Annotated in this window: 18 protein-coding genes; 9 read left to right on the top strand and 9 right to left on the bottom strand. The window is 44.9% G+C overall.

Going from position 1 to position 21,397, the window contains the following annotated elements:
* Positions 1-68: 68 nt before the first annotated feature.
* The 7 genes from B3G15_RS03700 to B3G15_RS03670 all read left to right on the top strand — a co-directional run bounded on the left by B3G15_RS03700 (position 69) and on the right by B3G15_RS03670 (position 8,441).
* Positions 69-446: a response regulator gene (locus B3G15_RS03700; protein ID WP_023467390.1), complete on the top strand. Its 378-nt coding sequence runs from the start codon at positions 69-71 to the stop codon at positions 444-446.
* Complete coding sequence (locus B3G15_RS03695; RefSeq protein WP_290715812.1) at positions 427-2,970, top strand: ATP-binding protein; 2,544 nt, start codon at positions 427-429, stop codon at positions 2,968-2,970. The genes B3G15_RS03700 and B3G15_RS03695 overlap by 20 nt, the downstream gene beginning before the upstream one ends.
* 84 nt (positions 2,971-3,054) lie before the next feature.
* Positions 3,055-3,435: a DUF1516 family protein gene (locus B3G15_RS03690; protein ID WP_023467392.1), complete on the top strand. Its 381-nt coding sequence runs from the start codon at positions 3,055-3,057 to the stop codon at positions 3,433-3,435.
* Between the two features lie 139 nt (positions 3,436-3,574).
* Positions 3,575-4,573 carry a class I SAM-dependent methyltransferase gene (locus tag B3G15_RS03685; protein ID WP_064300361.1) on the top strand — a complete coding sequence of 333 codons (999 nt, stop codon included), beginning with the start codon at positions 3,575-3,577 and terminating at the stop codon, positions 4,571-4,573.
* A 106-nt stretch (positions 4,574-4,679) separates the two neighbouring features.
* Positions 4,680-6,170, top strand: a complete 1,491-nt coding sequence (locus tag B3G15_RS03680) for a phytoene desaturase family protein (protein ID WP_290715792.1) — start codon at positions 4,680-4,682, stop codon at positions 6,168-6,170.
* On the top strand, positions 6,167-7,648 hold the full coding sequence (locus B3G15_RS03675; RefSeq protein WP_290715789.1) for a phytoene desaturase family protein: 1,482 nt from the start codon (positions 6,167-6,169) through the stop codon (positions 7,646-7,648). Before B3G15_RS03680 ends, B3G15_RS03675 begins: the two co-directional genes overlap by 4 nt.
* Positions 7,608-8,441, top strand: coding sequence for a phytoene/squalene synthase family protein (locus B3G15_RS03670; RefSeq protein ID WP_055966987.1), 834 nt, complete (start codon positions 7,608-7,610; stop codon positions 8,439-8,441). The genes B3G15_RS03675 and B3G15_RS03670 overlap by 41 nt, the downstream gene beginning before the upstream one ends.
* Positions 8,442-8,862: 421 nt before the next feature.
* Here B3G15_RS03670 and B3G15_RS03665 read toward each other — a convergent pair whose 3' ends face one another.
* The 7 genes from B3G15_RS03665 to B3G15_RS03635 all read right to left on the bottom strand — a co-directional run bounded on the left by B3G15_RS03665 (position 8,863) and on the right by B3G15_RS03635 (position 15,563).
* A complete protein-coding gene (locus B3G15_RS03665) occupies positions 8,863-10,335 on the bottom strand; it encodes a phytoene desaturase family protein (RefSeq protein ID WP_035398446.1) in 1,473 nt (490 codons plus the stop codon).
* Positions 10,336-10,350: 15 nt separating this feature from the next.
* Positions 10,351-11,427, bottom strand: coding sequence for a glycosyltransferase (locus tag B3G15_RS03660; RefSeq protein ID WP_290715781.1), 1,077 nt, complete (start codon positions 11,425-11,427; stop codon positions 10,351-10,353).
* On the bottom strand, positions 11,424-12,125 hold the full coding sequence (locus tag B3G15_RS03655) for a lysophospholipid acyltransferase family protein (protein WP_290715778.1): 702 nt from the start codon (positions 12,123-12,125) through the stop codon (positions 11,424-11,426). Before B3G15_RS03655 ends, B3G15_RS03660 begins: the two co-directional genes overlap by 4 nt.
* Positions 12,094-12,849, bottom strand: a complete 756-nt coding sequence (locus tag B3G15_RS03650) for a carotenoid biosynthesis protein (protein ID WP_223041429.1) — start codon at positions 12,847-12,849, stop codon at positions 12,094-12,096. Before B3G15_RS03650 ends, B3G15_RS03655 begins: the two co-directional genes overlap by 32 nt.
* 136 nt (positions 12,850-12,985) lie before the next feature.
* Positions 12,986-13,732 carry a CDP-diacylglycerol--serine O-phosphatidyltransferase gene (pssA, locus tag B3G15_RS03645; RefSeq protein ID WP_174316042.1) on the bottom strand — a complete coding sequence of 249 codons (747 nt, stop codon included), beginning with the start codon at positions 13,730-13,732 and terminating at the stop codon, positions 12,986-12,988.
* Between the two features lie 21 nt (positions 13,733-13,753).
* Positions 13,754-14,221 carry a Cys-tRNA(Pro) deacylase gene (gene ybaK / locus B3G15_RS03640; protein WP_290715769.1) on the bottom strand — a complete coding sequence of 156 codons (468 nt, stop codon included), beginning with the start codon at positions 14,219-14,221 and terminating at the stop codon, positions 13,754-13,756.
* Positions 14,181-15,563 (bottom strand): MATE family efflux transporter, encoded by a 1,383-nt coding sequence (locus B3G15_RS03635; protein WP_035398439.1) that lies wholly within the window; start codon positions 15,561-15,563, stop codon positions 14,181-14,183. The genes ybaK and B3G15_RS03635 overlap by 41 nt, the downstream gene beginning before the upstream one ends.
* Positions 15,564-15,756: 193 nt before the next feature.
* Here B3G15_RS03635 and B3G15_RS03630 point away from each other — a divergent pair, with 193 nt between their 5' ends.
* A complete protein-coding gene (locus B3G15_RS03630; protein ID WP_087679789.1) occupies positions 15,757-16,530 on the top strand; it encodes an enoyl-CoA hydratase/isomerase family protein in 774 nt (257 codons plus the stop codon).
* A 57-nt stretch (positions 16,531-16,587) separates the two neighbouring features.
* Here B3G15_RS03630 and B3G15_RS03625 read toward each other — a convergent pair whose 3' ends face one another.
* Together B3G15_RS03625 and B3G15_RS03620 are read right to left on the bottom strand one after the other, a co-directional pair.
* Positions 16,588-17,739: a cation:proton antiporter gene (locus B3G15_RS03625; protein WP_290715762.1), complete on the bottom strand. Its 1,152-nt coding sequence runs from the start codon at positions 17,737-17,739 to the stop codon at positions 16,588-16,590.
* A 140-nt stretch (positions 17,740-17,879) separates the two neighbouring features.
* Entirely contained in the window at positions 17,880-19,667 is a 1,788-nt protein-coding gene (locus tag B3G15_RS03620) for a glycoside hydrolase family 13 protein (protein ID WP_290715759.1), read from the bottom strand.
* A gap of 454 nt (positions 19,668-20,121) precedes the next feature.
* Here B3G15_RS03620 and B3G15_RS03615 point away from each other — a divergent pair, with 454 nt between their 5' ends.
* Positions 20,122-21,378 (top strand): extracellular solute-binding protein, encoded by a 1,257-nt coding sequence (locus B3G15_RS03615; protein ID WP_174316741.1) that lies wholly within the window; start codon positions 20,122-20,124, stop codon positions 21,376-21,378.
* Positions 21,379-21,397: the final 19 nt, after the last annotated feature.

Below are 21,397 nucleotides of genomic sequence, written 5' to 3'. Positions count from 1 at the left end.
GAAAGAACTGTGTAAAATAAAGAAGATATGTTACTTTGGTGATGGATAATTTTGGGAGGTTTTAATAGATGGCACGTATTTTATTAGCAGAAGACGAAGATGTCTTACGAATGTTAGTACTCGATACACTAGAAGATGAAGGATATACGATCGACGAAGCGACGGACGGTGACGAAGCGTATCAAAAAATCATGAACGCTGAGTATGATCTCGTTTTACTCGATTACATGATGCCTGGAATGACAGGGATTGAAGTCATCGAAAAAGTCCGACAACATCCAGATAAGCAACACTTAAAAATCATGATGTTGACGGCTAAAAGTCAACAATCAGACCGCGAACGAGCAGAAGAAATCGGAGCGAATTACTTTTTCTCGAAGCCATTTAGTCCGTTAGAACTGATTGATGTCGTGGGAGGAATACTGAGTGATCACCAAGTGGATTAATCGAAAAATCGGGCGCCAACTCATGGCCTCCTTTTATGTCGTATTAGCTACATTGATGATTTCATCATTGATCGTCTACAACTACACCGATACGAAACTGCAGGCGACTCGGGCGAAATTAGAAGATATCCGTGACCGGAGTGCACGTGCGGGTGCTTTATGGGAAGAGTGGCAGGATGTCCAGTTCAACATGCGCGGTTATGCCTTGATGGGGAATGGTGATCTATACAATCAAGTCATGGCTCAACAAGATAAGATTGATCAGCAGACAGAATGGTTCGAAAAAAATGCGATTTATGATCAAGGAAAGGCATTCGCCCAGTCCTCGAGAGAATTGTATGGTTATTATTTCGATGCGATTTTGCCGCTTATTCAATCCTATGTCCAAGCGAAAGAATCTGGAGATGTCACGGAATCCTTCTTAAAAGGAACAACACTTGCTGAACTGCCACTTGGTCAGCAATTATTAGCTGAAGGTAAGATTCAATTAGATGCTCAAGGAAACATTGATGTACTCTCGGAAATCAATAAGAGCGAGCTAGCACTCGGCGGTTATCGTGAATTTTTGGAGGATTGGGCACAACGGACGAGCGACCAACTGGAACGGGAAATCCGGACGACACAGCTGATTTGGTTAGCGAATATCGTCGTCTTACTTGCCGTCTTGATTTTCTTTATTTATCCGTTTATTCGCCGCATCACGATGGAATTATTATCTCTCGTCAAGAACAGTCAACGGCTTGCGAACGGTGAAGATGTTTCGAGCGTCAAAGTACCGAATCGTAAAGATGAAATCGGAATCCTGGCGTTATCCTTCAATCAGATGGCAAGTTCGATTTCCGAGAACAAGCAGCATTTATTAGCGAAAAATGAAGAATTACAGGCGCAACAGGAAGAATTACAAGCACAGCAGGAAGAATTGCAAGCACAGCAAGAAGAACTCGAAGAAGCATTAGAGCTGACGATGCGGAATGAGCAACATTTGCAGTATCGTAATGATTTGACAGAAACGCTCGCGGCACGTGAGTCGTTGACTGCTTATCCAGAAATCATTGAGAAGCTCGTCACGATCACAGATTCTGAGATTGGTGCATTAGTATTTGTTGATGAAGAAGATAGTTATTCTGTCGTTACGTATGGAATGACGGATGAATTGGCAGAACAGCTGCTTCAAAACGATGCGTCTCTCTTAAAACGAGCTGAGTCACTAAAGTCACCTGTTCATTCTTCTAAACAAGTCGCAAGTAATCATCCACTGCCGTACCCGTACTATATGTACGAAACAGCTGTACCGATTCTTGAACCGACGTCTGGTGACATCATCGCGTATATCTACCTTGTCCGTTATCGCGATCAGTTTACGAACGAACAGATGCGTGATGTCATGTCCTTCTCCCGTCAATTATCGCTATCGCTTTTACGGATGCGGTTGTTTGACGAGATGACGAAAGAGAAAACGAAGACAGAGCGGATTCTCGATTCGATTCGAGAGGCGGTCATCTATCTTGAACCGGGTAAAGAAGAGGTCTTCGTCAATCGACCATTATACGATTTATTCCCGGAATTACGTTATGGTGTTCAGACTGAACAGGAGACATTGCAAACGTGCTTAGAAGTCATTCAATCCGTCGTCGACGAACCAGAAGTTTTTAGCCGTTATGTTGATTCAGTTCTGCGTGGAGAATTACCGACCGATAGTTTACAGTTCTCGATTCGAAACGAAACGGTATTCATTCAATTTTATGTCGAGGTGATCCATATCCATCACGTACATAAAGGAACGATGCTCGTCATGCGTGATGTAACGAAAGAGACTGAAATGGATCGTTTGAAATCAGAACTCGTTTCAACCGTCTCTCATGAACTTCGGACGCCACTCTCTTCGATTTACGGATTTACAGAACTCATGCTCAACCGAGACATCGAAGAGTCGCGCCAAGATCGATATTTGCGGACGATCCATTCCGAAACGGAACGTCTTGCGAATCTCGTCAATGATTTCTTAGATGTCCAGCGCATGGAGTCGGGCACACAATCGTATAAAAAAGCATCCGTGAACATCTATACGATTGCTGAAGAAACGACACAATTTTATGCGGCTTCGACACAGGCTCATCGGATTACGTTCCGTCACGAGGGAAATCAGTTGCCTGTCATTGAAGCAGACGAAGAAAAAATCAGACAGTTGCTCAATAATTTATTGAATAATGCGGTGAAATATTCACCATCTGGTGGTGCGATCGATGTCGTACTCACGACATCACTTGATCAAGTCATTCTTCAAGTTCGAGATGAGGGAATCGGGATTCCAGAACAATCGCTGAGTCGTCTATTCGAAAAGTTCTATCGCGTCGATAACTCGGATAGTCGAAAAATTGGTGGGACTGGTCTAGGACTAGCTATATGTAAGGAAATCGTCACGGGTCATGGTGGAGAAATTCATGTCGAGTCAGTCGTGAAGGAAGGTAGTCTTTTTACCGTCAAATTTCCACTTGTCCAGTCTACACATGTGACAATCTCCTGAAAAAACCATATATCAACAAAATAACACTAGGTGTTCGTCCTGAAATCAGATACGATGAAATAGGAAAAGAAAGGAGGAAATGAAATGCCAATCACAGCATTCGTTCACACACACGTCTTACTTTGGGTACTTTTATTGGTTACGTTCTTCGTCGCCTTTTCGATGTACAAGAACAACAAAAAAGCTGCAAAAGGGATTCATATGGCGTTCCGTCTTTTACTCTTATTGACGTTCGCGACAGGTCTTTATCTGTACATCAAAATCATGGGGATGTCTGAAAATCCAGACCCACTCTACCATGCGAAGATTACACTCGGCTTACTATCGCTCATCTTTGGAGAGTTGACACTTGTTCGACTTAAAAAAGGAAAAGCTTATTCCGGTTTCGTCATCGGATTCATCGTACTCGTCCTTGTGACAGTATTCCTAGGCTATTCACTCCCATATGGTATGAAATTCTTCTAAGTTCATGCGAAATCAAAGAGTCCTTTTCGACCTTACAGGTTGAAAGGACTCTTTTTGTCATGTTCGTTAGTAATTTTTGTTTACAAGTGGTTGTTATTTGGGAAAAGGGATGTATTACACAGTAGAGAGGGGAACGCTTGTGGCACAGTTGAAGGAATGGACGAAAGTTTTTCGGGCACGAAAATGGATGAAACGCGCAGAACCGGTGTTACCACTTTGGCATGGGTATATCGGTTATAAATATGGGTTATTCGATGCTCTTCAAACAGGAGCAACACAAGCAGAGGCACAGCTACGAATGCAGCGTCCGCTGACACAGGAAGCGTTATCCCGCTGGTTCGAAGTCGGTGTCGCAGTCGGTCACTTGAAGAAAAAAGATTTACGCTATACAGCGACTCGCCATGTTCTTCCGGAACTCTCTCAATCAGACGATCGCAGTATCGGATTCATGTTATCGGAAATGATGGAGCTGCACTTGCCAGCACTATTCTCTTATCCTCAATTTTTAGAAGAGGGTCAACAAAAGACCTTTAATGGAGAGGAACATGGAGACATCGTGGCTGAAACTTCAGCTCTCGTTGAGACGGTTGCTTTCCCGGCAGTACGCCATATCATTCGCAGTCGTAATCTGACCTCACTCCTTGATATTGGTTGTGCTTATGGTGGATATCTCCGTAAAATTCACGAGGCATTGCCGGACTTACGACTCGCCGGAATCGATATTGAAGAATCCGTCATCGCCGAAGCAAAACGACGAGATACGAGCGGAGAGATTGATTTTGTCGTCGGGGACATCAAAACGTTTGATGTGAAAGAGACCTATGACGGTGTCATGATGAATAATATTTTGTATTACTTCCCGCAACCGGAGCGCCTTGCGCTATTAGAAGGAGTTCGTCGTTTCGTCAAGGATGATGGAACAGTCATTCTCGTCACACCATTACGCGACAGTTCACACGGTGCACCATTCTCAGCAGCATTCAATGCCTTCATGACGTTGCATGAGAATCTGTATCCATTACCAAGTAAGGAAGAATTGAAAGAAGATCTAACGAAAGCTGGGTTTGAAAACATTTCGATCACACCATTCTTAAAAGAAGGTGCCTGGTATATCGTCACTGCAAACGCCACTTCCTAAGCGAAGTCTGGCGTTTTTACAGTTGGAAGACAGTTCAAATTTGTTGCTTTTACTATGTGCTTAGTATAATAGTTGAAACGATGAGAGATAAAAAGGAGAGATTTGGGTGAAGCGACGCGTAGCAGTGATTGGAGCAGGACCTGGGGGACTTGCATGTGCCTTGTTATTAGCAGGAAAAGGAGTAGACGTCACCGTTTACGAAAAACAAACGCAAGTCGGTGGACGAACTTCTGCCGTCAAGCTAGGTGACTATACGTTCGATCGAGGACCAACATTCCTTAATATGCCGCATATTTTAGAAAACGTTTTTCACGAAGCCGGTTTACGATTAGAAGATTATTTAGATTTAAAGGCACTTGATCCGATGTATACACTCTATTTCAAAGGCGGAACAGAGGAGTTTACGATGACGACGGATCGGGACCGGATGAAAGAGGCAATCGAACTACAATTTCCTGGAAACGGGGAAGGGTACGATCGATTCATGGCAGAGCAAGCACTTAAGCTTGGAAAACTCATGCCAATCTTACAGACACGTCACGATCGGCTGACGGATTACTTATCACCGCGTGTCTTAACGGCACTGCCACGCCTATCGCTCGGACGATCGCTTTATGATGTTTTATCCGATTACTTCACGAGCGAAGAATTGAAGTATTCTTTTACATTCCAAGCGAAATACTTAGGCATGTCAGCATGGGAATGTCCGGGTGGTTTTTCGATCTTGTCTTACATGGAACATGCTTACGGTGTCCATCATCCGATTGGTGGGATGCATCAAGTACCGCTTGCAATGCAACGTGCAATCGAGGAGCTAGGTGGAACCGTACAGTTAGGTGCGGGCGTCGAACAATTGATTTTAAACGGAAAAGCTGTCGAAGGAGTCATCCTCGAGTCAGGTCAACATGAGTTATTCGATGAAGTCATCATCGGTGCCGATTTCGCACATGCGATGAATCATCTGGTGCCGGAAGGGGTTTTGAAAAAATGGTCCCGACCAAAAATTGACCGCAAAAAATTCTCGTGTTCGACGTTCATGTTATACCTTGGTGTCAACCGGACGTTCGATGCACCACACCATACGATTTACTTTGCAGAGGATTATGAGAAAAACGTTCGCGAGATGACGCAGACTTTAGAATTATCGGATGACTTTTCGTTCTATGTCCAAAATCCATCCGTGATTGATCCAACGCTAGCACCTGAAGGCAAGTCTGCTTTGTATGTCTTAGTGCCAGTGCCGAACAATTACTCTGAACTTGATTGGTCGATCGAAGGACCGAAACTACGTCGCCGTGTTCTGGACGCTCTTGAAACGCGTTCACCGTATCAAGGGATTGAGGCGGCAATCGAAGTCGAAGAGATGTTTACACCAGACGACTGGGAAGCGATGGGGATCCATCAAGGCGCGACGTTCAATCTCGGTCATCAGTTGACACAGATGATGTACTTCCGCCCGCATAATCAATTTGAAGAGCTCGATCATCTGTATCTCGTCGGAGGTGGCACACATCCGGGTAGCGGATTACCGACGATTTTCGAATCCGCGCGTATTACGGCAGAACTCGTGCTCAAAAAAGAAGGGGTGCGGACATGAAGATAGGATTCGTAGGAGCCGGTGTCGGTACACTGCATGCAGCGCTTTTGCTGACAGCAAGACATCCTGGCGTCGAGATTACGATTTTTGAAAAAGAAGCACATGTCGGTGGTCGATTACGATCCGTCGATTTTGAATCGGGTGGCCGCATCGATGAAGGTCCGACGATCGTTCTGATGCCAGGCAAGTTAAAAGAGCAGTTGGCAGAAGCCGGCGTGACGGGAGTAGAACTTGAACGGGTCGATCCATTGTATGACCTTCACTTCGACGATGGTACCGTCGTCACGAAAGTAGCCGATGTCGTGGATCAAGCGATCGCGATCGAACATCAATTCGGTGAAGGTCGTGGATTTTATGAATTCATGCATCAAAAAGAAAAGGATTATAAGACGAGTGTATCGAAATTTTTAGAACGTGGTTATCGTCGGAAGACGGAGTTGTTGCACCCAGACATGATGCGTCCATTATTACAGATGCATGCTCTAGAGACTGCACATGACCATTTGAAGCGATACTTCAAGAGTAAATATTTGCGCATGGCATACAGTTTCCCGACATTTTATATCGGCGGAAACCCTTATACGACACCATCGATTTACGGTTTGATTCCGTACCGGGAACAAGCAGAAGGTGTCTGGTATGTAAAAGGTGGCTATTTCTCGCTTGCTGAACGCATGTATGACACATTAGTCGAACGTGGTGTCCGATTCGTCTTCGAGGCACCCGTTGAACGAATCGTCGTCGACCAAGGACAGGCAAAGGAAATCGTCTTACAAGATGGCACACAGGGAGCATTCGATCAAATCGTACTAAATGGAGAGTTTCCATTGATGGAACGCCTTGTAGAAGGTAAACAACCTAAGACCTATACACCTTCAGGCGGTACGCTATTGCTATATTTCAAGATGAAAGGGAAAGTCGATTTACCGGTGCATCGTTTTTTGATGCCAAACGACTTGGAACCGCTCATGACGAATATCTTTAAAAAAGGACGCTTACCAAAACATCCGGCAGTCTATCTGTTCCATCCGAGTCAGATTGACCGTAGTTTGACAGGAACGGACGATAGCGTCGTCTATTCATTAATTCCTTCTCCGCGTGGCTATGGTGTAGAAGATTATGAAAAAGTAGACTTCATCGAGACTGTACTTGAAAAAATTGAGCATCATCATCCGGGATTCCGGGAAAAGATACAAGAAATGAAGATTCGTACACCGAATGATGCACAGGCCTTTGGGTTATATCAGGGAGGTAGTTTTGGGATTGCGCCGACGATTCGCCAATCGGCTGCCTTAAAGACACAGGCAAAACCGTATCCGGATATCGATCGACTATATGCCGTCGGTGCATCGGTGCATCCGTGTGGAGGAGTACCAGTCGTCATGATGGGCGCAACGATACTCGTAAACCGAATGGAACAAGAGATGGGGTGGAAACATGAATTCAGTGACGATCCAGAACGCGTATATCAAATGTGAGGAAGTCATTCAGTCCGGATCTAAAACGTTCTATAAAGCCTTTTCACTCTTACCAAAAGCAGATCGACAAGCTGTTTATGCCATTTATACATTTTGCCGGTTCCTCGATGATACCGTCGATGAGTCGGATACGCCGAAAGAGAGTTTACTGGCTTTCTTGAATGAATTCAAACGATTCCGTGATGGCGAAGTACTGGATAAACCGCTATGGATCGCGTTAGCAGACGTATTTGAACGTTATGAAATGGATGAGACACCATTTCTTGAGCTCGCGGAAGGAATGCGTTGGGATATCGAGAAAAATCGTTATCAGACGCTTGAAGAGACAGAGCAATACAGCTACTACGTAGCAAGTACCGTCGGTTTGATGTTGTTGCCCATCCTTGCACCGCAACAGCCTGATCTCCGTAAGTCTGCTATTGATCTTGGAATTGCGATGCAACTGACGAATATTTTACGTGATGTTGGTGAAGATGCAAAACGCGGCCGTATCTACTTGCCTCATTCATGGATGGAGACATACGGTGTCACAGCGGAATCGTTACTCGCTGGTCGTCCTTCAGGAGACTTTATCGGTCTCTGGGAAGAGGTTGCACTTCGAGCAGAGCATCTGTATGACGCAGCGATTCCATCGTTTGAACGGTATCCACGAGAGAGTCGGCGTGCTCTGAAGGCTGCTGCTTTCCTGTACCGTGGTATACTCGATGCAGCGCGGGATAATCACTATGACGTCTTTACAAAACGGGCGTACGTCAGCCGTTGGCAAAAAATGAAGTTACTTGCTACGATTTAATACATGACCATAGAAAAAAGACCTTGGCGGGGACCAAGGTCTTTTTTCTATGGTCTGAGACCGGGGAGTCTCAGATTACTTCTACACCAGAGCGAACATCTGGACTACGAGATAGGTCTGTTTCGACCACGGGGATGGTCTTTTCTTTATCGAGCTATCTGTGGACCATTCGGATGAGACGATCTAAGGGGGAACGTCGTAAGTCATGCGAATGGACACACGATGAGTCACGTAATGAAATGGGTGGGTCCCATTTGATTTCGCTGGTTAGAAAAAGTAAGTTCTTCAACGCTCTTGACTCGGGGAAGTCACCTTGCGCTTGATTGAGGATGTGGGGTCAATCACTACCTCTTGAACTCGAAGTAATCGTATCAAATCTTAGTTGTCCGTACAAGTGATTGATATGCAATTCACATAACGTTCACAGGGTAGCGGCGACAGCAGAGACGATTCGTTCACTTGCTAGTTTTCCTGAAAGCGTCACCATTGGACTACCACCACCAGGATGCGTTGATCCACCGGCAAAAAACAAATTGTGAACATTCTTTGAACGGTTGCTCGGACGGAGGAAAGACGACCGGATGCCATTGGATGACAAGCCATATAACGAGCCGTGATAGGCAAAGAAGGTTTGTTCGATATCCTGTGGCGTGACCCGTTGCTCGAAGACGACATCGGACGAAATATCAATCCCAAAGGACTGCAATCGTTGATTGATCAGTTGATCATACGTATCAAAATCAATCGCATGTCCAGTATCCGTTGCAGGTGCATTGACGAGCACGAATAAGTTATCACCTGCTTGTCCCATTTCTGGTGCTGTGACGGAAGAATTCGAGATATAGATCGTCGGCTCCTCAGCGTAACGTTTTTCATCAAAGAGTGCCTTGAACTCAGCTTCGTAATCTGAAGAGAAGAAGACGTTATGATGAGCCAGCCCTTCGATCCGACGTGAGAGACCGATACATCGGACATAGGCAGAAATCGACGGTTCGACTTGAGCAGGTGTCGGATTTTTAAAATCAGGTCGTGCCGTTTCCGAAATCAGACGTGGATATTGTGTCAACAAATCACCGTTCATGACGACAAAGTCAACCGGGAGATATTCCAAGTGATTCAATTCAATTTCCGTTGCTTGTCCATCGACGACTTCGATCTGTGTCACTTCATCGCCAAGACGGAAGACGACACCTAGTTCTTTTGCACGTCGGGCGAACCCTTCTGCGATTGCTGTATTACCACCATTTGTGAAGTAGACACCGTCATTTAGTTCTAAATGAGCGATTAAACTGAAGGTAGCGGGTGTTTGATACGGACTACTCCCGATATACGTCGCATAACGATCGAGTGCCTGAATCAACCCTTTATCCTTAAAGTAGTGCTTATGCAACCCATGAAGGTTTTGAAAGGGATGCACTTTCAACATGTCTCGCCAGAGGGAGGGGCGGATATACGAATCAATATTCGTAAAGAATTGTTGTTTTGCGATCGTATGCAACTTCGCCACTTCTTCTTGGTAACCTGTAATATCGTTCTTCGCCAACTGACCGTTCGTGAAACGATCTACTTCTGTCCGCATCGCTTCGCGTCCAGACGAAAATGTTAATGTTCTTCCATCGGAAAAATGATTGACCGTATGACGTTCAAGTTTCGTGAATGTAAAGTACTCATCGGGATCCGCACCGGATTCAAGAATGACAGACTGAAAAACTTCCGGCATCGTGATCGTATTCGGACCAAAATCGAAGCGATGTCCTTCTGTGACGATCGGCATCATTTTGCCACCGATATGTGTATTGCGCTCGATGACCGTGACGCGAAATCCTTTTGCTGCTAATGAGATAGCAGCGCTGAGTCCACCAAGACCGGCTCCGATGACAGCTATATGTTTCATGATACTGATTCCTCCTTATGAATAGGTCCTACCCTTCCATGTGATTTCCCGTTTCCTAAAGCTTCGAATCATCGCACTTGCTAGCAAGATGACATAAAGGAATACCGCCAGTGGATGGAGCCACCAAACATGTCGGATTCGTGCCGCACGATCGATCCGGAATCTTGCTAAATAAAGAAGAATCAGTGCGCCACCCATCTGCCAGGATGGGTGGAGGATGAGATAAGGTAGGACACTTGCTTGAACCAAGTAAAAGAGTAGAAAGTATGATCCGACGATATAAGAATCGTTCATCCCACGAAAGACATTCTTTAGAAAACCTTGCCAGACTTCTTCGTTCGTGGCGTACATATCACAAGAGACTGCTGGGGCGACTTCGACGAGCGTCGTCGTCAACCCGTGTCGTTTAAATGTACGACAAAGTTCTAAATCGTCAACGAGAGCCGATTGGATGCTTTCATGTCTACCGACTTGGTCATACGCGTATCGTTCGACGAGAACGACCATGCCGTTGGCTGCAGCAAACGCTGGATGTTTCACCTTGCGAAACGGAATCGGAAGATGCTGCGCGATAAGAACATGTTGCATCGGAATCAAACACTTCCCTAGAAACGTCGGTACAGGAAAGGACGGGAAACCGGAAAGGAAAACAGCTCGTTCTGTTCGTAACGTTCCGTATAAGCGACAAATCGCATCAGGTGTCAGTGTCACATCAGCATCGAGGAATAACAGATAGTCCTCTGTAGTTCGTTTCGCGAGTTGATGACACGCATGAACCTTTCCTGCCCAGCCTGTTGGTAAGGGAAGACCATCAATCACTGTAAAACGGTCGTCTTGACCGATCCGATTAAGCAATAACTCGCGTGTCCGATCGGTCGAGCGGTCTTCATATAAGTAAACGTGCATCCCTGGTGTCAGAGCGGGTTCTAATGCGTCTAATAATTTTCGTACATTACGCTCCTCATTCCGTAACGGGATGCAGATTGCTAGACTATCTGGTTGAACGGGATCCGTTAATCGTGGTAAGAAAGCTAAATTGATCCATGTGTAGAGACAGACAGCTAGAGCGAAGAAGAGAAAGAACCAACTCATGACCGAAGTGCCCGTAACCAGCGCTCCGTTCGTGCAGGAAGTGGTTCCCTTCGGGTAGAGATACAGCGATACAAATCAACACGTTCCGCAATGGCATCTGCTCGAATGTCGTCGTATAAAGCAGTTAGTTCTGTTGTCAGTCGTTTTGCCTGAGCACTTGATCGTTCGTCAGGTAATGGATGAAAGCGACGCGTCCGGATGTAGACGTCCGGTTGCTGTTCATGGCCATATGAATAATAAAAGGCGACGAGAGACACGTAATCCGTATGACGCGTCAAATGTGTGGCACCACTTGCTAAGCGAAGCGGACGGTCCTCTTGATGACGTTCCTCGCCTTGAGGAAACATCCAGACGCTGCTGCCATTTTGAAGTCGTTCTTTTGCATAATGAAGGCTTGTCTTGATATCAGCGAATGATGTCCGGTCAACAGAGAAAGCTCCGAGACGGGAGAAGAACGGGAAACGAGCAAGTCCTGCTTGATCAATCATGACGTAGGGGTCGTGATGGAAACAGGTCTGATCCAAATGAAAAAGAATCATACCGTCCCACCAAGAACTGTGTGTAGCAAGCATGAGACCAGGGACAGGTAGATCGTCTGCTCGATATAAGACACGGTGGAAATGACGTCGGATCAAAGCATGATCGACATACGTATGAAATACGGATTCAGCTAATTTGCTTTTGTTTGCTTCTTTCAACGATAACCCCTCGTTTCACAATGAAATAGGCGATGAATGCACTTAAGCTGACCAAAGTGACACCATAGAGACCAGCAACTCCTGCTGTTACACCGAATAAAGTATGCAACATCAAAAAGAGATACTGATTGTTTTGTTCGAGTGCAGCATCCGTCGCCTTGACTTGATAGCGATTGATGAAAAAGGAAAAGACGAGCGCTGTTCCATACCACCCGAAGAAATTCTGTGTCGGAATATCGTAATACCAGCCACCATCTTGCCAAAGCCAATACGACTTCACGTTAGCAGCAACAGGATCGATCGCTAAATCGAGCCAGACGGCGAACAATGGAACGAGAATCAATGTACTATAGCGAAACGAAAACAAACGGGAGAAAGCGAGACTCGCCCCCATGACTGACAGCCATGCAGCTCCGATCGTAATCGGCACACCTAATAATTGGACACCGAAATCCGACTCGTAACGATATGTTCCAAACGGCCAACCGGTATGGACACCAATCGACTCAATGATGATCGAACCAAAGAAGATGAAGGGGATGACAAGACGTCCCTTCGGTAAGACATGCCAAAAATAGAGTGCTGCGTATAAGCCGGAAGCGAATAAAAAGACGGCATTGGCCCACTCGAGCCAAGTGGGAAGTAACGAAAAACCAACTAAGATCAAGCCGATGGTGAACCAAATCGAAAAGAAAATCCAAAGACGTTTATGAAACTGCTCCATGCGTGACATTCCTCCATTTCCAAAATAGCTTCTGTCATAAGTATACCCATATATCTTGAAAACGAGCGAGGGAGAAGCGGTCTTGTAAAAAAAGTGGTCCGGCTTCTCGTAAGAGAAACCGAACCACTTCCTATCATCATCCGTTTGAATGTTGTTTTTGCTTCTTCTTTTTGATGAACGAGAAAAGGAGAAACGCGATATACAACGGAACAGCAACGAACCAAAACGTCGACCACTCATTGCTACGGGCAATCATGACATACGTCACGTACAGTAACGTAAAGGTGATGACGAACGTATGGCGCGGAACGGGAATATCTTTAAAACTTGGAATCTTGACACGACTGACCATCAAGAAGGCAAGACCTGTAAAGACGAGTGGGACCATCAAGTCGTTCATTCGTCCGCTAAATAACGTGACGACGGCCAAAATACCACCTGCCGCTGTAATCGGTACACCTGAAAAATAAGCAGATGCCACATTCGTTGCCGATAAATTAAACCGGGCAAGACGGAATGCGCCGAACAACGGGAACAGAGCAGAGATTAGTAAACCAACTTCTCCGAATTCATAGAAATACGTATAGTAGGCCATCATTGCAGGTGCGACACCGAATGTCACGATATCTGCTAATGAGTCCAGTTCTTTTCCGAAGTCGCCTGCTACACCAAGCATCCGAGCAAGACGTCCGTCCAGACTATCAAGCATCATCGCGATGACGATTAGTAAGGTGGCATTTTGAAAATCACCTTTTGCTGCCATGACGATGGCTAAAAAACCACAATACAGATTTCCGAACGTAAATAGGTTGGGTATTGAATTACGAACACGATCTTTCCACAAAATGATTCCTCCTGCCACTTCATCGATACTACTCATCATACCATAATTAGGAGATGGAATTCAGCCGTTCGTAAAGAGAATCCCCTGAGTGAAAGATAAAAAATCATGAGGATTCAATCGAACTTGATGTCCACGTTTTCCAGCGGATATGATGATGAATGGTTCATGAATAGCACGATCCGATAAAAGAACCGGAAAATTCTTCTTAGCACCGATGGCAGAGACACCACCTCGAATATAGCCAGTCAGGCCTTCTAACTCCTTCATCGGAACAAGCGCGACTTTTTTCGAATGCAATGCTTTAGCCGCTGCCTTTAGAGAGAGTTCTTCTTCCCCCGAAATGACGACGAAGACATATTTATTTTCGACCATTTTCAAAACAAGGGTTTTAAAAATGGTCGAAAGGGGGTAATTAATCTTTCTAGCGACGGCTTCAGCAGATAAATCCTCAAGATCAACAGGATAAGTGAGGGATTCGAAGTCAATCTTAGACTGCTTCAGAAGCCTCTCGACGTTCGTTTTGCTCATGTGTTTCTCCTTTGACGAGTGAGTATTGGACCCATTTCCGTCCATGCCAACGTTTCATGGCAAAAATGCCACGGAACCATTCGTCAGCAGAGAAGGCAATCCAGATTCCAAGTAAACCGAGACCGAACCCAAGACCAAGTGTATAACTGAGGACGACCGCGATTCCCCACATTGATAGAATACCGATGGCGACAGGGAAACGAACATCTCCTGCCGATTTAAGAGTTCCCATAAGCACGATGTTCATCGCGCGACCTGGTTCAAGAATGACGCTTGCCCAGAGTAGTGGGATACCGATTGCAATGATTTCAGGGCTCGATGTGAACGCTGATAGAATCGATGAACCGAATGAAGCAAGTGCTACAGCTGAGATGAAGCTTGCGAAAACAGCGATCTTCAATGTTTTCACAGCCCGTCCATATGCTTGTTCAAATTGTTGAGCACCAACTTGGCGTGCGACGAGTAATTGCGTTCCTTGCGCGATTGCAAGTGTAAATAGGAAACAAAGCATCGTGATGTTTGATACATAAACACGAGCAGACAACGCTGCTTCACCAATTGTTGCGATAAATCCTGTGATGATGAGTTGTGAGAATTGATACGAGATCCCTTCACCAGCAGATGGGATTCCGATGTTCATGATTCGTTTCACATCCTCACGATTGAAATGAATCAAGTCTTTTACTGTAAAACGTAAAGAAAGTTTGCGGTAAACGACAAAGAACAAGACAAGGACAGCGATTGTCCGGGCGATGACGATCGACCAAGCGACACCAGCAACACCGAGAACGGGAATGCCGAAGAGTCCAAGAACAGCGATGACGTTACCGAAAGCACTAACGAAATTCATGAGTAGCGTGACATACATAGCATTTTTAGTGAATCCATGACTCCGGAGAATCGCACCCAGTGTCAATGAGATAGCTTCTAAGAAAAGGAATAGACCAACGATCTTAATGAACGTTTCGCCATAGACGAGCGTCTCTCCTTCTAACGAGAAAAATCCAAGGAGTTGTCTTCCGAACAACACGACGGTCAGAGAAACGATGAGACCGGTATACAAGTTAATCGCAAAAGCAGAACGAGCCGTTTGACGAGCGTTTTGCGTCTTTCTTGCACCGAGGTACTGACCAATGATGATCGTTGCACCGACCGAGGTGATGTTAAAGAGAATAATGAAGATATTCAAAATTTGATTGGATACACCGACTGCCGCAGCAGCGCTATCCGAGTAATAACTTAAAATCAACGTTGCAATGATCCCGAGGCTCATATGCAATGCGATCTCGATGAATAATGGCCACGTAATGTGGAATAAGCTTGGTTGCTTGACTGTTTTCATAAATAAATCCCCTTTGTTTCATAAAACGAATAGTGTTTCTTTATCTTTTTGAAACTATACGCCTTCGATTTTCATAATGAAAGAGGGTTTTTTGTCTTTCATCGAAAAAAAAGAGATTTAAAAGGATTTTCATAAAATATCACGAATACATCATAATGAACAATCATTCATTTTTAAAAGGTAGGGGAATCCGATGAAACGAGAAATGCATTATGTCGTCAAGGATCAAATCGCAACGCTAACGCTGGCTCGACCCAAACAACTGAATGCATTAACGTCGAATTTATTAGAAGAGTTGGCAGACGCTCTAGAAGAAGCGAATCAGGATGAGGAAGTACGTGTCATCGTCTTGACTGGTGAAGGACGTGGTTTTTGTGCAGGACAAGATTTGAAAACCGTCTCGCCTGAGCTCGATCATGGTGAATATCTACAACAGTATTATCATCCTGTCGTTCGGGCACTCGCTAAATCAAAAAAACCGACGATTGCTGCCATCAATGGTGTAGCGGCAGGGGCCGGTTTATCATTGACGCTCGCCTGCGATTTCCGGCTCGTCCATGCTGAAGCGAAATTGTCGCTTGGATTCATCAATATCGGTCTTGTCCCGGATGCAGGAGCTCCGTATTTCTTACCTCGGCTAATCGGTGCAGCAAAAGCAACGGAACTTGCGTTACTCGGTGATACGATATCAGCAGACGAAGCCGTTTCGCTCAATCTTGCGACACGAAGTATCGAATCAGAGAATTATGTAGAAGAGGTCACAGCGTTTGCTCGTCAGCTGGCAGATCGCCCAACAAAAGTAATCGGATACATCAAGCAACTGCAAGCAGCGAGTTATGAAAATAACTTGGAGGAAATGCTTGCTCAAGAAATCATCTATCAGTCACGTGCTGGCAAAACGGAAGACCATCGTCATGCTGTTGAATCCTTCATCGAAAAAAAACGCCCTGTTTTTGTCGGGCGATGAATCGAAGAACATATATAGAAGAAAGACGTCGGAAACGCACGAGGCGCCGACGTCTTTTTAATTCAATTTCTTTTTGATTTTTCGTGCGGTCGCATGTGTACGGTTCGTCAATCCTGTAGAGATACGGAATAGTAAAATTCCAAGAAAAGCAGAAACAAAAATGTATATCCCGGTCAACGTCACGAATGCACCACTAGCGAGCGTGATGAAGAGAATCGAAAATTCACCACGTGGACCAAGACAAAAGCCAGATTCGATCGCATGATAATTCGATAAACCAAAGGACCTTCCGCCGAGGTAACCGACTAAGAATTTAGAGACGACTCCCCAAATGACAAGAGCGAAGAAAAATAGATCAATCGGTAATCCGTCAGTCAACTCGAATGACATGCCGAACGTGATAAAGAACAATGGTAATAATAAGTCTTGGAACGGCGTGACTAGTCGTCTAAGATAACGCGTCTCATCCAGTTCGGTTAACAGAATACCGATGATAAAGGCGCCAAGTACTTCTGACAAGCCGAATAAAATACCGACACCGGAAAATAACAAGATTAACCCGATGATTCCGATGCCGGCATCAGGATGACGGTAGAGTGAATCGACGAGACGTTTCCGTCTTCTGATGAACAACGTCATGATGATTAAAGCAATGAAGAAGAAGGCGAACCCGAGAAAGATGATACTAATTTTTGCTACCGAGAACGTCTCAGTCCCTAAAACGAACGGTGCCGTCGTCAGTAGGATCGGTGCCATCAAATCTTCGAAGACGAGCAGGGACAGCACGAAGCGATTCACATCCTGATGTTTATCCGGTTCCCGATCGAGCAGTCGAGCTGAAATCGAAGAACTCGTCGCGTACAAGACACAGCCGATCAAAAACGATTCGGCGATGGAAAAACCGAACGATAAAGTCAACAGGATTGTTCCACCAAACGAAAGTAGAATATCGATGACTCCTGCTTTCCAAATGGAACGGAGCTGAATCAGCAAGTCCGCCACTGAAAATTTTAGACCGAGTAAAAAGAACAGGACGATGATGCCCGCTTCTCCTCCGAGTTTCAGCTCTTCGGGAGGATCGTAATAAAATCCAAGGACGATTCCAATCAAGATGAATGCCAGAATACTCGGGACGTGGAATCGTTCACTCAAGTAACTGATCGTAAACAAGCCGATGAGGATGAGACCGGCGTAAAAGAAAATTTCCATGGAGGATGTCCTCCTTTCTGTACTCTATACCCTAATTCGATGGCATTCATTAACTTGTTTCTATCCTGGAGAACGGATACAGAAAAAAGCCTGTACACAAAACTTCTTTTTTAGAAGGTGAGTGTACAGGCTTTAGATAGTTATAAGACTTGAACGATCGTTCCAGAATACGCAGGGAGAGAAACGTCAAGTGTCTGCTGGTGCGTGTTCGTCAATAAATCAAGCCCTCGACCAGCTTGTGGAGCGGTCAATGAAACAGGAACATCTGAATTGTTGAAGTAGATATAATACAATCCTTCCGGGCTCATGCGACGCATGATGATCGTATTCGTCTCATCATTCGCATGAACGAAAGAGATATGCCCTTTGTTCGCGAGTGTCTTATGCTGCTTTCGAAGCTGTAACAAGTGTCGTGTATAGGCGAATAACTCCTGATCCTGCTCTTCAGGATCCCACGGCATACATTTTCGGCAGCCTGGATCTTGATCGCCATCGAGACCGATCTCATCACCATAATAGATGACGGGACTACCTGAGAACGTCAACATCGATAACAAGAGAAGACGAAGCTTCTGTTTGTTATTCCCAGCACGCGTCAACGCACGCGGTGTATCGTGTGATCCGATCAAATTAAAGGTCACTTCATTGACATTCATCGTGTTTGAGAACAACACATGCGACATATCGTTCGCATACGAGCTTGCTTTAGTCTTATCTAAGGCAAAGAAGTTCAAAGCGGCATTCGTAAATGGATAGTTCATGACGGCATCAAACTGGTCACCGAGCAACCATTCCTGTGAGTCATGCCAAATTTCACCAAGGATATACGTGTCAGGGTTGACTTCCTTGACGACTTGACGGAAATCACGCCAAAATGCGTGATCGACCTCGTTGGCGACGTCGAGTCGCCAGCCATCGATTCCGAATTCTTCGACCCAGTAGCGGGCGACATGGAGTAAGTATGACTTTACTTCATCGTTCTCGGTGTTGAATTTCGGCATTTCAGGTACGAAAGCAAACGTATCGTAGTTCGGCAATGGTTCTGTCACGAGCGGGAAATCACGCAGATGGAACCATTCTTTATAGGTTGAATGACTACCATGTTCACGGATGTCAGCGAATGCTTTATGGTGGAAGCCGGCATGATTGAAAACGGCATCTAACATGATGCGAATCCCGTGTGCGTGTAACAGATCGACCATTTCTTTGAATTTCTCTTTCGTACCGAATTGTGGATCAATTTCTAAGTAATCGATTGTGTCATATTTATGATTCGATTTCGCCAAGAAGATCGGGCAGAAGTAAATACCAGTGATACCAAGTTCAACGAGATAATCGATGTGATCGATGACCCCTTGGAAATCTCCACCGAAAAGATTCGTCGTCGTCGGTGCTGTACTATTCCACGGAAGTGTACCAGCTGGATCATTCGTCGCATCGCCATTTGCAAAGCGATCTGGGAAGATTTGATACCAAACTGTATCCTGGACCCAATCCGGTGCAGTGAATACGTCGACTGCATTAAGGAAAGGAACACAGAAATAGTAACCTGTATCATCGAGCGGTTTTTCATCGAACCATCCACGCTCTGTAAAGACTTGGCTTGTTGCACCGTCATGGAGACGGAAACCATATCGTAGACGACGGAAGGGAGGAACAACATCGATGAACCAATAATCATATAGTTCATCTGATCCACTTCGCTTCATCGGCGTTTCGAATGTATTCCAGTAGTTGGATTTTGAGGGATCGAAGTTCCAATCGGCAGCATCTGGGTTTTCAGTATGCCAATCATATGGATCGCCCCAAATCAAATCGACGCGATCAACGTCATTTTTTTTCGTTTGTAAACGGATGTGGATTGTTCGCTCATCGTATTTATAGACGAACGGAGACATCGCACGGTGAAACACAGCTTCTTTGAACATGGCAGTCACTCCTTAACGCAATCGCTTGCATCATATTGATTATGTCTTCGACCTAAGAATAGTAAAGCGCTTTCTTAAAGTCAATTCCAATCCCGTGAAATCAAGGATTCCTGATAAAAGTCGAGAGTATGATGCAATCGTTTGCATCATGTTGTGCAAACAATAAAAATGAAAACGTTTTCTTTTTATGCACTTATTCTCTATAGCATTTGATTCAAATAATGAAATCAAAAATAAAAAGTTTTTAAATGTAAGAAAATAATTGAATAAAAGGACTTGTCAAAAGGATTTTAGATTGTATAATAAAAATGTAAAGGTGATGCAAACGTTTTCATAAAACGCTTACAACCACTCGGTTGTTATCATGAGAAAATGGTTGTGCCTTTATGCAAACGTTGTGCATTAAAACTTATCATTCATAAGTTAACTTGGGGAGGAAATTTCAATCATGGAAATGAAAAAATTCGTAGCAGGTCTCTCTGTATCTGTCATGGCAATCGGTGCACTTGCAGCATGTGGCGGTGGATCGGATTCTGAATCATCATCTTCAGATTCAGGCAGTAAAAAACCAAGCAAGATCGTCATCTGGGAAGACACTGAAAAAGCTGAAACGACTAAAGCGGCAGCTAAAGCGTTCGAAGAAAAAGAAGGCGTCAAAGTTGAAGTTAAAGAAGTTAAGATGACAGATCAGCAGAAGAAAGTAGCACTTGACGGACCAGCAGGTAAAGGGCCGGATATCATGCTTCTTCCACACGACCAAATCGGTACAGTCGTTGACCAAGGCTTGATCGCAGAACTCAAAGATGGCGAAAAAGCACTTGAGCCATTCATCGATACAGCGAAATCAGCAGTAACGTTTGACGGTAAAGTCTACGGATATCCGAAAGCAGTTGAAACACCAATCCTCCTTTTCAATAAAGATGAATTAAAAGAAGCACCAGCTTCAATGGATGATCTGTACAAGATCTCAACAGAGCAAAAGAAAGACGGTAAATACGGATTCCTCGCGCTTTGGGATAACTTCTACTTCGCACACGGTCCAATCGGTGGCTACGGTGGGTATGTCTTCAAAGACAACGGTGGCAAATTGGATCCAGCAGATATTGGCTTGAACAACAAAGGTGCTGTCGAAGGTATGGATTACATCGGCAAGTGGTACAAAGAAGGTCTCTTCCCGAAAGGTCTTATCGGTGGTGGCGGTGGTCAAGCACTTGACCAACTCTTCGGCGATAAAAAAGCTGTTGCTGTCATGAACGGTCCATGGGCAGTTGCGAGCTATAAAGAAAAAGGCATCAACCTCGGAGCTTCAGCACTTCCGAAACTTCCAAACGGTGAGCCGATTAAAACATTCGTTGGTGTAAAAACATACGCGATTTCAGCATACTCGGAAAATGCAGAGTGGGCTGAGAAGTTCTTGGCATCACTCACAGGTGAAGAGAACGCGAAAGCAATGTTCGAAAAATACAATGAGATCCCACCAGTCACTGCGCTTCAAGAAGATGCAGCAATCAAGGATAACGAAGTCGCAGCAGCAGTCTTCGCACAATCACAAAACGGTGTGCCAATGCCGAACATCGCTGAGATGGGTCAAGTTTGGGAACCAATGGCAGCAGCACTCCAGCTTGTTGCAACAAACAAACAAGACGCACAAAAATCAGCTGATGATGCTGTCAAACAAATCAAGCAACAAATCGAAGCTAACAATCAATAAGCGTAAATGGAACACGTGA

The organism is Exiguobacterium sp. UBA1053, from assembly GCF_002316465.1.
Lineage (GTDB): Bacteria > Bacillota > Bacilli > Exiguobacteriales > Exiguobacteriaceae > Exiguobacterium_A > Exiguobacterium_A abrahamii.
This window is presented reverse-complemented; position numbering and strand designations above follow the sequence as displayed.

What these genes read in the sequence shown, in the direction of transcription:
- B3G15_RS03700 (WP_023467390.1), top strand. Translation starts at nt 69, where the DNA reads ATGGCACGTATTTTATTAGCAGAAGACGAAGATGTCTTACGAATGTTA.
- B3G15_RS03615 (WP_174316741.1), top strand. Translation starts at nt 20,122, where the DNA reads ATGAAAAAATTCGTAGCAGGTCTCTCTGTATCTGTCATGGCAATCGGT.
- B3G15_RS03675 (WP_290715789.1), top strand. Translation starts at nt 6,167, where the DNA reads ATGAAGATAGGATTCGTAGGAGCCGGTGTCGGTACACTGCATGCAGCG.
- B3G15_RS03630 (WP_087679789.1), top strand. Translation starts at nt 15,757, where the DNA reads ATGAAACGAGAAATGCATTATGTCGTCAAGGATCAAATCGCAACGCTA.
- pssA (WP_174316042.1), bottom strand. Translation starts at nt 13,732, where the DNA reads ATGATGAGTAGTATCGATGAAGTGGCAGGAGGAATCATTTTGTGGAAA.
- B3G15_RS03620 (WP_290715759.1), bottom strand. Translation starts at nt 19,667, where the DNA reads ATGTTCAAAGAAGCTGTGTTTCACCGTGCGATGTCTCCGTTCGTCTAT.
- B3G15_RS03650 (WP_223041429.1), bottom strand. Translation starts at nt 12,849, where the DNA reads ATGGAGCAGTTTCATAAACGTCTTTGGATTTTCTTTTCGATTTGGTTC.
- ybaK (WP_290715769.1), bottom strand. Translation starts at nt 14,221, where the DNA reads ATGAGCAAAACGAACGTCGAGAGGCTTCTGAAGCAGTCTAAGATTGAC.
- B3G15_RS03660 (WP_290715781.1), bottom strand. Translation starts at nt 11,427, where the DNA reads ATGAGTTGGTTCTTTCTCTTCTTCGCTCTAGCTGTCTGTCTCTACACA.
- B3G15_RS03625 (WP_290715762.1), bottom strand. Translation starts at nt 17,739, where the DNA reads ATGGAAATTTTCTTTTACGCCGGTCTCATCCTCATCGGCTTGTTTACG.
- B3G15_RS03665 (WP_035398446.1), bottom strand. Translation starts at nt 10,335, where the DNA reads ATGAAACATATAGCTGTCATCGGAGCCGGTCTTGGTGGACTCAGCGCT.
- B3G15_RS03690 (WP_023467392.1), top strand. Translation starts at nt 3,055, where the DNA reads ATGCCAATCACAGCATTCGTTCACACACACGTCTTACTTTGGGTACTT.
- B3G15_RS03670 (WP_055966987.1), top strand. Translation starts at nt 7,608, where the DNA reads ATGAATTCAGTGACGATCCAGAACGCGTATATCAAATGTGAGGAAGTC.
- B3G15_RS03635 (WP_035398439.1), bottom strand. Translation starts at nt 15,563, where the DNA reads ATGAAAACAGTCAAGCAACCAAGCTTATTCCACATTACGTGGCCATTA.